The organism is Catenulispora pinisilvae (assembly GCF_015356865.1).
GTDB lineage: Bacteria > Actinomycetota > Actinomycetes > Streptomycetales > Catenulisporaceae > Catenulispora > Catenulispora pinisilvae.
In genome coordinates this window covers 1-11,202 of sequence record NZ_JAAFZA010000299.1, presented here as the reverse complement: position 1 = coordinate 11,202, position 11,202 = coordinate 1, and the positions used below count along the sequence as shown (strand labels likewise).

Sequence of the window (11,202 nt, the reverse complement as noted above, 5' to 3'; positions counted from 1 at the left end):
CTATTACTGCGGGGTGGGTGGGGGTGCTGTTTTTGGGCGTGAGGTGGTGGAGCGGCATCTGGACTACTGCTTGGCGGCTGGGCTGACGATCTCGGGGATCAATGCCGAGGTCATGCCGGGGCAGTGGGAGTTCCAGGTGGGGCCGGCCGGGCCGGTGGAGGTGGCCGACCATTTGTGGGTGGCCCGGTATCTGTTGCTGCGGGTCGCGGAGGAGTTCGGGGTGGCTGTCTCCTTTGATGCGAAGCCGCAGAAGGGGGACTGGAATGGGGCTGGGGCGCACACGAACTTTTCTACGAGGGCGATGCGGGAGTCGTACGATCCGATCATCACCGCGTGTGAGGCGTTGGGGGACGGGGACAAGCCCGCGGAGCACGTGCGTGCCTATGGCGCCGGGATCGAGGAGCGGCTGACCGGGGAGCACGAGACCGCCCCCTGGCACCAGTACAGCTACGGCGTGTCCGACCGGGGTGCGTCGGTGCGGATTCCGTGGCAGGTCGAGGTGGACAAGAAGGGGTACATCGAGGACCGGCGGCCGAATGCGAACGTCGATCCGTACGTCGTGACCCGGCTCATCGTCGACACCTGTTGCAGCGCGCTGGAGAAGGCCGGACAGGTGTGAGCCGAAGGCCGGGCAGGTGTGGGCTGAGGGCTCGTGTGAGCTGAGGGCCGTCAGGTGTGGGCTGAAATGGGCTGAAAGGGCGTCAAACCTCCCCGTGGGGGCTCCCGATCCGACCGGATCGGGAGCCCCCACGGGTGTTTGCGCGTGTTCTGTGCGTGACAAATGACTTCGAAGACAACCTCGGCGCCCTCTGCCGCGTCCCGATTATGGTTTGCGGGGTATTCAGCCACACAGGAGTCAAGGTGCCTAACTTGTCTCGTCGCGAGCTCGGGCTGCTCGGGATGGGAGTACTGGCGGTCGGCGCGTTCGGTGCCGACAACGCCGTCACCACTGCCCAGGCCGACTTGGTCGAGCGTCCGGCGCAGCTGGCCGGCCGGGTCGCGTTTCTGCAGGTCGTCGCGCATCCGGACGATGACCTGTACTTCATGAACCCGGATATCGCCGACTCGGTGCGGACCGGGGGTGAGGTGACGACCGTGGTCCTGACCTCGGCCGAGGCCGGGGGTGGCGCGGCCTTCGCGGCGGCGCGGCAGCACGGGTTGCGGTCGGCGTACGCGCGCATGGCCGGGGAGCAGGATGACGCGCCGTGGCGGCGTAGCGTGCTGGTCACCCGGGGTGGCGAGGCCGAGTTGTGCGAGCTGGGGTCCGACTCGCGGGTGCGGCTGGTCTTCCTGGATATCGCGATGGGTGGCTATACCGGGTCCACGCCTGGCGATGAGAACCACACGCCGCTGGCCGCGCTGTTCCACGGCACTGAGACGACCCGGCCGGTCCTGAAGCCGAGTGAGAGCGCCATAACCGGCGGGGTCTATACGCGGGACCAGCTCGTCGGCACCCTCACCGACCTCATGGACCGCTTCCTGCCCACCGTGGTCCGCACGATGGACCCCGACCCGGAGCGCCGCAGCGGGCCGAAGGAGCGGGCCTGGCTCACCGACTCCGGCGTCCACACCGACAACGAGGACCACACCGCGACCGCGTGGTTCACCTATGCCGCGTACGCCGATCACCGGGCCCGCCGCGGTCCCTCGGCCGTGCGCCTGGACGCCTACGTCGGCTACGGCAACGCGCGCTGGCGCCACAACCTCGGCGGGGCCAGCGAACGCGAGAAGCTGCGCCTGCTGGGCGTCTACGGCTGGGCCGACCGGCGTAACTGCGGTGACCCGGTGGGCTGCGGCGACCGCACGGTCGGGGGGAACGCGGCCCGGCCCGGCTGGTCGCAGAGTACGAACCTGCGCCACGTCGGCACCACCGACTGGCTTCGTCTCGGCCCGGACGGCCGGCTGCGTGCCTTCGCCGCGACCGACGGCCGGGCGGTGGTCTGGACCGAGACCGCGGCCGGCAGCGGCAGATTCGGGCGCGGCGTGGGGATCGAGAAGACGCGGGTCAGTCACCAGAACACCGCTGCATCGCTGACCCCTCATCTTGAGGTAGCAGTCGCTAGAGATGGTCGGGTACAGCTCGTCGGCCTGCGGGCCACGACCGACCCCGATCAGGGGACCTGGCGGGAGGAAGTGGTCGTCGCCGAGGAGCGGTCCGACGGCGGTTTCACCCCGTGGACCAGCCTCGGGACCCCGGTCGGACCGGTGACGAAGGACGCCACCGCCGTCGGCTGCCCGGCCGCCGTGGTCGACGGGCGCGGCACGCTCCACGTCTTCGTCCGCAACGCCGACATGTCAGTGTCCTGGCGGCACCGCGACCTGACGACGCCCGGCGCGCGCTGGACCGACTGGCGGGACATCGGCGGCCACCGGGTGCGCGACGGTCTGACCGCGGCGGTCACCCGGAACGGTGATGTGGAACTGCACGCTGTCAGCCACCAGCTGTGGACCTGGCGCATCGCGGCCGGGGGCGGCGACCCGAGCGTCACCCATTCGGTGCTACCTCCAATGGGTGATCCGCCGACCGTCCACACGCTTCGTGGCGGCGGGGCGCTGCTGGCCACCCGGGCGGCCGACACCGGGATCCTGACCCTGATGTCCCGGCCCGCCGACGGTGCCTGGCGCCCGGGGGACACCGCGGCCGACGCCGCGCTCGGCGGCCAGGGCGGGTACGGCGTTGTCGCGGTCCAGCCGCACGTCGGCGGCGCCTTCCTGGCCCAGCGCGGCGAACGCGGGCTGGTCGAGGTGGTCTGGCAGCCGCGGGTCGGGGTGGCCGACGGGGTGCGGCGCTGGCTCAGCGGACCCGGGCCGATCCTGCGCCCCTCGCTGACCGTTGACGTGCGCGGCCGGGTCGTGGCCGCGGCCGTCGGACCGGACGGTTCGCTGTACACGGCCCGGATGGACGCCCGTGATCTCCCGCGGACGTTGGAGTGGCGGCCCTGGGCGCTGGCCTGAAGTGCGGGTCAGGTTCCAGCGAGTCCTGATTCCAGCGGATTCTGGTTCCAGCGAGTTCTAGTACGACTGCAACTCGATCAGGTTCCCCTCCGGATCCCGCAGGTGTGCGGTGCGCAACGTCGGGCCCCAATCCGGACGGTCGGTGGGTGCCACGACCAGCGTCGCCCCGTGCCGCACGCACAGCTCAGCCCCGGCGTCCACGTCGTCGACCCGGCAGACGAACATCGTGTGGTCCTGGGCCGGCGCCGCGCTCGCCGGCAGTGCCCCGGTCCCGACGACGGCGGCCAGCGTCGCCCGGTCGTAGAGCACCAGGACGGCCTGGTCGTCGACGTCCCAGTTCGCGTACGGCCCGGCTGACGTGCCCTTGCGCAGCTTCGCGCCGAGCATCTCGGGGAGGACGGCTTGATAGAAGTCGAACATATCTGCGAAGCGGGTCACCAGCAGGCGGGAGTGCAGGGCGTCCATGGCGTCTCCAAATTAGTGGGTGCGCACCCATGATAGGTCGGCGCCTATAGTCATACCATGGATGACCTGCGTGCGGTGCCGCCCTCGCTGACCGGCCTGACCACCTACCTGCTGTCGCGGACCGGCAAGATCGCGCGGGGGCGGCTGGCCGGGCGGTTCGCCGAGCGGGGGCTGCGGCTGTGGCACCACGCGGTGCTGGCGGCGCTGGCCGATTTCGGGCCGCACGTGCAGCGGGACCTCGCGGCCCGGTTGGCGATCGATCCCAGCGACATGGCGAAGATCGTGGACGAGCTGGCTGGAGCTGGAGCTGGAGCCGGAACGGGAGCTGGAGCCGGAACGGGAGCGGGAGTCAGAGCCGGAACTGAGACCGGAACTGAGACCGAAGCCGGCTACGTCGAGCGCGCCCGCGACACCGCTGACCGGCGCCGCATCACCGTCACCCTCACCGCCGCCGGCCGCGCACTGCTTGCCGAGCTGGACGCGGACGCCGAGGCCGTACAGGACGAGATCCTGGATTCGCTTACCGACGACGAGCGGGAGCACCTGAACGCGCTGCTGCGGAAGGTGTTCACGCACCTGGATAACTGAGCCGCTCGGGACCGGGTGGGGGAAATGGGCCAACTGTCCGATAGGGTTTCGATGGCCGTCGCGCTCCCTGGGCTTGGAGAGCGCGGCGGTTTCGTGCCCTTACTTCCGTGGCCGAACGCAGAGCCCACACAAAAGCCCGCCCGGGCCGACTCGTCGAGAGTCGTACCCGGACGGGCTGGGATCCCCGAATCCAGCACGCGGACTGCGGACGCGTGCCGGCATCCCCCCGGAAGGCCGGCGCTATAGGCGGATCCCCCCGCAGACCGACGCCGGCGCCACCGGCAGCCACTGGCCGCGCGGCAGTTGCCGCACGCGTACCTGATCGATCCCCCTGCCACCCGGTGAGGCCCAAGTGCACTGGCCGTAGTACTCCGCATCGTCCTGGCTGGTGAAACCGTCCTGTACGGACTGCATCTCCCCGTCGGTCCGGGTGAACTCGACGGCCCAGTTCTCCGAGTCCTGAGTCGTTAGCACGGCGAGTCCTCCTGAAGTCCGCCTTGGTTTCGGTAACTGGTCCACATCATCGCGCCGCGTGATGGGATGATGGGCGATGCGACATTTTCTCCCGGTGACGCTGGGAGGAAAAGGTCTGGGTCCCGCTCCCCGCGCGGGGGCGCGTCACATTCGACAGTACGGGAGCACCGTCGCGTGACGGGTCCGGCACTGTTCGCCGGGCCGCCCGCCGAGGCAGGGATTGCCGAACCATGAGCAGGAAACCCAGGAGCCTGAAACAGATTCAGGCCCAACTGTCCGACCAGCTGCGGGGCACCGACCACTCCTGGGCCGAGATCGGCCGGGAGTTCCAGCGGCGGTTCCACGTCAACGCGCGGGTCGCGATGCGGCAGGCCCGCGGGTGGACCCAGCCGGAGGCGGCCGAGCGCTGGACCCGGCGCTGGCCCGATGATCCGAAGACGTTCAAGAACTTCTCCTACTGGGAGGCCTGGCCCAGCTCCACCGGCTACGCGCCGTCGCTGGAGGTGCTGGACCGGATGGCGCAGCTGTACGAGTGCAGCGTCGCCGATCTGTTGTCGGACCTGGACGACTACGGCGCCAAGAAGCGGCCGGTGTTCAGCCAGGTCCGCGAGCCCGGCCCGGCCGTCGGCGGGGTGCCACCCTCGCGTCAAGCCCCGCAGCCGCACGCACTTGCGGCTGCGGCCCCGCATCTGCCCTCCGGCCCCGGGGTGCGGTTCGATCCGTACTTCGGTCCGCCGCCGCCCCGGCCCGCCGACGAGCTCGGGGCGAACCCCGGCGAGCTGCTCTCCTCGATGAACACCGTCGCGGAGATCAGCTCCCTGATGGAGTCGCCGGACGGCGGGAACAGCCTGTCCCGGCGCTCGGCGCTGCTGAATCTCAGCAGCCTGTTCGCGGTCGCCGCGGCGGCGCCGCTGGCCGGTGCCGACGCCATCGCGCCGCCCAGCCCGGCCGGCCGGGTGGACGCGCCGATGATCGAGAACACCGGGCTGATCGTCGGGGGCCTGCGCCAGCAGAACGCCGCGCTGGGGCCGTCCGCGACAGTGCAGACAGGGCTCGCGATGCGCGCCATGATGGAATCCGTGGTGAAGGACGCCCCGTCGGGGTTGACCGGCCAGGCCTGGGTCGTCTACGGCGACCTGGCCCACCTGCTGGGCTGGATGATGTTCAACATGGGCCAGGACGAGGCGGCCCGGTTCTACTACGACGACGCGCGTAAGGCCGCCTACCAGGCCGACGACTACGAGTTGGCGGCGAACATCCTGGCCGCGCAGGCGCATCTGAGCATGTCCGCCGGCGACCACCAGACCGCGATCGACCACGCCCAGGCCGCCGAGGAGGCGGCCAAGCGCAGTCCGAGCCGGCGCGCCAAGGCCTACGCCGCCGACATGACGGCCCGGGTCTACGCCTCGGCCGGCCAGGGTGCGCGCAGCCTGGCGGCCCTGGAGCGGGAGCGCAAGCAGATGCAGCGCATCGACTGGGCCGAGCCGGGCGCCGAGCGCTGGGGCTTCTACGGCCCGGCGTTCTACTGGGCCCGGGAGAGCGAGTGCCACCTGCTGCTCGGGCACCCGGTCGAGGCCGCCGACGCCGGTGCCTTGGCGCAGCAGCGGTTCAACCCGGCCTACCTGCACAACAACGCGATGGCGCTGGCCCGCCGGGCCCAGGCCCAGGTGCAGTTCGGCGACGTCCCGGCGGCCTGCCGGGCGCTGGCCGAGGCGGCCCGGATGGCCACGTTGGCCGGCTCGGTCCGGCTCACTACCGAGATGACGCGCGCCCGCGAACAGCTGGCGCCTCATGAGAGCGAGACGATCGTGCAGGCACTGGACGTCCGCATGGCCAAGTACCGCCGACAACGCGGTTCGGCCGACAAGCCGGGGCGGGCCTCGGCTAGTGTCGAAGAGGTCTTATAAAGCCGCGCTCGAAAGCGGCAGTACGCGCGCAGGAAAAGTGCACCCCACTTCCCCAAGGAGCACCCCACGATGACCGACCCGACCGGAGCGCACCCCGGGAACGACGTGGACGCGATCTTCGACGACCTCCCGTCGAACATCGACACCGACGTGTTCAGCGTCGCGCGGCTGTACGACTTCCTGCTCGGCGGCAAGCACAACTTCGCCCCGGACCGGGACTTCGGCCGGCGGCTGCTGGCCATCGAGCCGAACGGCCGCCTGATCCTTCAGCAGAACCGCTACTTCCTGGCCCGGGCGATGAAGGTGATGCTGGCCGACGGGGTCCGGCAGTTCCTGGACCTGGGCAGCGGGATCCCGACCCAGAACTACGTGCACGAACTCGCGCACGCCGTGGACCCCGCCGCCAAGATCGTCTACATCGACAGCGATCCGGCGGCGGTGAGCCACAGCAACTACATCCTCAAGGGCGACCCGAACTCCGGCGCGGTGCTGGGCGACATGGTCGACGCCGAGCGGGTGCTGGGCGACCCGACCGTCAAGTCGCTGATCGACTTCGACCAGCCGGTCGGGCTGACCGCGCTGGCCGCCTGGCACTTCGTGGACGACGGCGACAACCCGGCCGGCGTGCTGGAGACCTACCGGCGGATGCTGGTGCCGGGCAGCTATCTGGCGCTGACCCACGCCACCATCGACGGCGCCACCGGCGATCTGGTCCGCAATGTGCAGAGCCAGTACCAGTCGGTGATGAAGAACCCGTCGCCGCGCACCCGCCAGGAGATCGCCGCCTTCTTCGAGGGCTTCCAGATCCTGGAGCCGGGCATCGTGAACCTGCCGGCCTGGCGTCCTGAGAAGCCGCAGGACGCCGAGGGCGCGGAGAACATCTGGTTCTACGGGGTGCTGGGCAAACTCCTCGCCGCCTGATCCGCGAGCGGCCCGGGCCGTCAAGCCGCCCGAGCCATCAAGCCGCCCGAGTCCTCACGCCACCCGGCTCCGATCCGGCGCGATCAGCTCCTCCAGATCGACGTAGAACCGGCCGGAGGCGCAGGGGCCGCCGAGCAGGATCCGCCGGGCGGCCTCGGTCACCAGCGCGCCGCCGAGCGCCACCCCGGAGGCGAGCTGCGGCCAGCTGCTCAGCGTTCTGCCGATCTTCGGGATGCTCGCGGCCAGCGCCGGGGACACCTGGTCCGGTCCGACCATGGCCAGGATCAGGTCCACGCGCTCGGCGAAGGTGAGGTCCAGGCAGTCCTCGGCGGTCATCGAGCCGAGCAGGCCGTGCAGGAGCGGCCGGTGCGGTTCGCGGTCGAAGCGTTCGACGTCCAACAGGCCGCGGTCGTTGGCGTCCATCACCACCGGCACGCCCAGATCCCGCGCGGCCTCCCGGGCGGCGAGCTTCACCCACGGTGTGTCGCACTCCTCGACCAACAGGTCGATCGGGCCGTGGCCGCCGAGGAAGAACTCCTTGACGGTGTCCTCGGTCAGCCCGCCGGGGAAGATCTCAATGTCCAGATACGGGTCGATCTCGAACATCTGCCGGGCCGCCAGCACCGCCTTGTTCACGCCGATCTGGTGCAGCCCGGCGCGCAGCCGGTTGAGGTTGGAGACGCTGAGGGTGTCGAAGTCGGCGAGCTTGAAGGCCCCCGCGACGCCCTCCTGGGCCAGGGTCAGCGCGGCGCTGTTGCCCACCGACAGGCCGATGACGCCGACCCGCTTGTCCAGCAGCCGCCGCTGCTCCGGCCGGTCGATCTTGCCCCGGTTGCGGTCGGTGCGGACCAGGCGGAACTCCTCGCGGGGCAGGACGTGCACCAGACGGCCGGACCACGGGTACCAGGCCCACGTGCCGTAGTCCCAGAGCTGCACGCCCTCGGTCTGGTCCCGGCCGGCGGCGGCCAGTGCCTCGGCGTCGAAATCGCGGTCGGGTTCGCGGGCCCGGATCAGTTCCGCCAGCTGCGCTTCGATGGTGTCGGCGACCTCGCGGACCGCGCCGGTGTTCAGCAGCGCGGCCAACGCCACGCGGTCGTCGTGCCGGGTGGGCTGGAACAGGACCGGCTTCCAGCGGTGCGGATCGGACGGGCCGATCGCGGTGAGGCGTCGCGGGGCGGTGCCGCCGGAGGCCGGTCCGCGGTGCGGGACGGCGAATACGGGCGCTGAATCAGTACCGGAATCCGACTCTGGTTCGCAGGTCAGGCCGCACTCGGGATCGGCGTCGAGGTCGGCCTCGGCCAGCAGGTCGTGGCGGAACAGCAGCCGGTAGGCGTCGACCAGGGCGGTGTGTTCGCCGGCGCCCTCCTCGGCGCGGTGCAACAGGATGACGACGTCCTCGGTGTACTTCTCGACGTAGCGCCGGGTGCCGGGGACCGGGTGGAAGCCGAAGTGGCCGTGGAACCGGTCCTGGCCGTCGGCGGTGCCGGAGGTGCCGATCATCGCCGCCGCGCCGAGTTCGTGCGCGGCGGCCACGGCCAGCGCGTTGAGATGCAGCCCCAGGCCCAGTTTGCGGGCCCGGGGCTCGACGACCAGCCGGCTGTGTTCGAAGACCGTCTCCGGCTTCAGGTTCTCGGTCCGCAGCACTTCCTCATAGTGCTCAGAGCCGAGGAATTCCCTGGACTGGTAAAGGGAAGCGGTCGCGGGTGTCAGGAGCCGGACATACCCAAGCGGCGCGCCGTGGACCCCGTCCCGGGCCCGCCGGGCCGTGAAGTGCCAGGCGCCGTGGTCCTGCGGCTGCCGGTCCGGCTGGTCGTCCGGGCGGTCGCCGGCGTGGCTGCGGAAGGCCGGGCGGCGGCCCTGGTCGAACAGGATCCGGGCGCGCAGGCTCCGCATCTCCCGGAGCGCCTCGGGAGCGGCCTCCGGATCGGCCGGGGCGCGGAAGGCGGTGAAGATCCATGGCGAGTCCATGATCAAGACCATGGGATGGCGCACCTGGCGGAGACAAGCCGGAACTGCACCTAACGGGTGAATTCTGCGCGAAAGTCCTATGTGAGTCCGGTCTGCCCCGGTCAGAATCGAGCGTGTGAACACACGCGCCGCCATCGTCCAGGGAGTGGGCGGCTGCGTTCCGCCGCGCTCCGTCGACAACAACGAACTGAGCACCCGGCTGGCGACTTCCGACGCCTGGATCCGGGACCGGCTGGGCATCGCCCGACGCCATGTCGCGGAGGGGATGTCGACGGTCGACCTGGCCGTGGAGGCCGGTTCCCGAGCCCTGGAGATGGCCGGGGCGGGCAGCGGGTTCGGCAAGCTGGACGTGGTGTTGCTGGCCACCACGACCCCGGACCGATTATGCCCGGCGTCGGCGCCGGAGGTGGCCTCGCGACTGGGGTACACCGGGATCACGGCGTTCGACGTCAACGCGGTGTGCGCGGGCTTCGTGCACGCGCTGGCCACCGGGAACGCGCTGATCAAGGGGCACATGGCGGACCGGGTCCTGGTGATCGGCGCGGACGTGTTCACCACCCTGGTCGATCCCGGGGACCGGCTCACCGCCTCGATCTTCGGCGACGGCGCCGGGGCGCTGGTGCTGCGGGCCGGGACGCCGGACGAGCCGGGGGCGGTGCGGGCGTTCGACCTGGGCAGCGACGGGTCGCAGGTGGCGGCCGTGGAGGTGCCGGGGGGCGGGGCGCGGGCCCGGCTCGGGATGCCGGTGGCGAATCAGCGGCCCTACTTGCTGATGGACGGGCCCGCGGTGTTCGAGCGGGCGTTGCGCGAGATGACGGCGTCCTCGCGGCGGGCGCTGGACAAGGCCGGGTGGGAAGTGACCTCGGTGGGGCGGTTCGTCCCGCACCAGGCCAACATCAGGATCATCCGCGGGGTCGCCGAGCAGTTGGGGATCGGCGCGGAGCGCGTGGTGGCCAACATCGAGGACGTGGGGAACACGGTCGCGGCGTCGATCCCGCTGGCGCTGGCCGACGCGCACGACACCGACCGGATGGTCGCGGGGGAGCGGGTGCTGCTCACCTCGATCGGGGCCGGGCTGGCTTGGGGGTCGGCGGTGCTGACCTGGCCGGATCTGCGGGGGAAGGCCCGGGTGTGAGGCCGGGGTCAGGCGTGCGGCCAGAGTCGGGCGTGCGGCCGGAACTGCGGCCGGATCTGCGGTCGGAACCGCGGTCGGGCATGCCGTCGCCACGCGTGGCGCGGGTATGAGCCGGGTGTCAGATTCCTGACCTGAGCGCGGCCATCCGCTGCTCGAAGGGCACGACGTCCTCGAACTCGTCATGGCGCCGACGCGCGGCGGCCGGCACGGCGGCCATCAGGTCGCCGAGTTCGGAACCGGCCCGCTCGATGCGCTCGTTCAGGCTGCTCTCCCCGGCCGAGGCCCAGTCCTCGGAGGCGGCGAAGACCGCGGTCGGGACGATGAACGCGCGCAGGTAGGCGAACATCGGGCGCAGCGCGTGGTCCAGCGCCAGCGAGTGCCGGGCGGTGCCGCCGGTCGCGGCTATCAGGGTCGGCTTGCCGGTGAGGCCGTCCTTGTCCAGGACGTCGAAGAACGACTTGAACAGACCGCTATAGCTCGCGGTGTAGATGGGGCTGACGGCGATCAGGCCGTCGGCCCCTTCGACCGCGTCCAGCGCGGCTCGCAGCTTGGCGCCCGGGAAGCCGGCCACCATCGCCCCGGCGATGTCCAGCGCCAGGTCGCGCAGTTCCAGGACCTCGACCAGGACCTGGCGGCCCTGTGTGCCGAGCCGCGAGCGGGCCGCGTCGGCCAGCCGGTCGGCCAGGATGCGCGCGGTCGAGGGCTGGCCGAGGCCGGCGGAGACGGCGACCAGGCGGAGCGGGGCGGCGCCGCCGGCCTCGGGGTGGCGCGGCGGGGCGGGGGGCGCGT

9 protein-coding genes and 1 pseudogene are annotated in these 11,202 nt (G+C 71.2%); 6 read left to right on the top strand and 4 right to left on the bottom strand.

Translation table 11 applies throughout. The features are described 5' to 3' along the window. Positions 1-619 (top strand): annotated as a pseudogene (gene glnII, locus IZR01_RS43815) (glutamine synthetase); the annotation flags it as partial. 251 nt (positions 620-870) lie between these two features. Further along, the gene (locus tag IZR01_RS43810) at positions 871-2,955 is read left to right on the top strand and encodes a PIG-L family deacetylase (protein ID WP_194927273.1); all 2,085 of its coding nucleotides are present in this window, start codon (positions 871-873) and stop codon (positions 2,953-2,955) included. 57 nt (positions 2,956-3,012) lie between these two features. On the opposite strand, the gene IZR01_RS43805 is transcribed toward IZR01_RS43810, so the two are convergent. Continuing rightward, a complete protein-coding gene (locus IZR01_RS43805; protein WP_194927272.1) occupies positions 3,013-3,420 on the bottom strand; it encodes a VOC family protein in 408 nt (135 codons plus the stop codon). A 57-nt stretch (positions 3,421-3,477) separates the two neighbouring features. Between IZR01_RS43805 and IZR01_RS43800 the strand changes: the two genes are divergently transcribed. Then, on the top strand, positions 3,478-4,008 hold the full coding sequence (locus tag IZR01_RS43800; protein WP_194927271.1) for a MarR family winged helix-turn-helix transcriptional regulator: 531 nt from the start codon (positions 3,478-3,480) through the stop codon (positions 4,006-4,008). 240 nt (positions 4,009-4,248) lie between these two features. On the opposite strand, the gene IZR01_RS43795 is transcribed toward IZR01_RS43800, so the two are convergent. Further along, positions 4,249-4,482, bottom strand: a complete 234-nt coding sequence (locus tag IZR01_RS43795; protein WP_194898863.1) for a hypothetical protein — start codon at positions 4,480-4,482, stop codon at positions 4,249-4,251. A gap of 230 nt (positions 4,483-4,712) precedes the next feature. Between IZR01_RS43795 and IZR01_RS43790 the strand changes: the two genes are divergently transcribed. Further along, complete coding sequence (locus tag IZR01_RS43790; protein WP_194898864.1) at positions 4,713-6,389, top strand: NsdA family TPR-like regulatory protein; 1,677 nt, start codon at positions 4,713-4,715, stop codon at positions 6,387-6,389. Between the two features lie 69 nt (positions 6,390-6,458). Beyond that, positions 6,459-7,310, top strand: a complete 852-nt coding sequence (locus IZR01_RS43785) for an SAM-dependent methyltransferase (RefSeq protein ID WP_194898865.1) — start codon at positions 6,459-6,461, stop codon at positions 7,308-7,310. A 54-nt stretch (positions 7,311-7,364) separates the two neighbouring features. Here the strand turns inward: IZR01_RS43785 and IZR01_RS43780 are convergent, their stop codons facing one another. Continuing rightward, positions 7,365-9,278 (bottom strand): ThiF family adenylyltransferase, encoded by a 1,914-nt coding sequence (locus tag IZR01_RS43780; RefSeq protein WP_194927270.1) that lies wholly within the window; start codon positions 9,276-9,278, stop codon positions 7,365-7,367. Positions 9,279-9,393: 115 nt separating this feature from the next. On the opposite strand from IZR01_RS43780, the gene IZR01_RS43775 reads away from it, so the two are divergent. Continuing rightward, the gene (locus IZR01_RS43775) at positions 9,394-10,413 is read left to right on the top strand and encodes a beta-ketoacyl-ACP synthase III (protein WP_194927269.1); all 1,020 of its coding nucleotides are present in this window, start codon (positions 9,394-9,396) and stop codon (positions 10,411-10,413) included. Positions 10,414-10,531: 118 nt separating this feature from the next. On the opposite strand, the gene IZR01_RS43770 is transcribed toward IZR01_RS43775, so the two are convergent. Beyond that, a complete protein-coding gene (locus tag IZR01_RS43770) occupies positions 10,532-11,146 on the bottom strand; it encodes an FMN reductase (protein ID WP_194927274.1) in 615 nt (204 codons plus the stop codon). Positions 11,147-11,202: the final 56 nt, after the last annotated feature.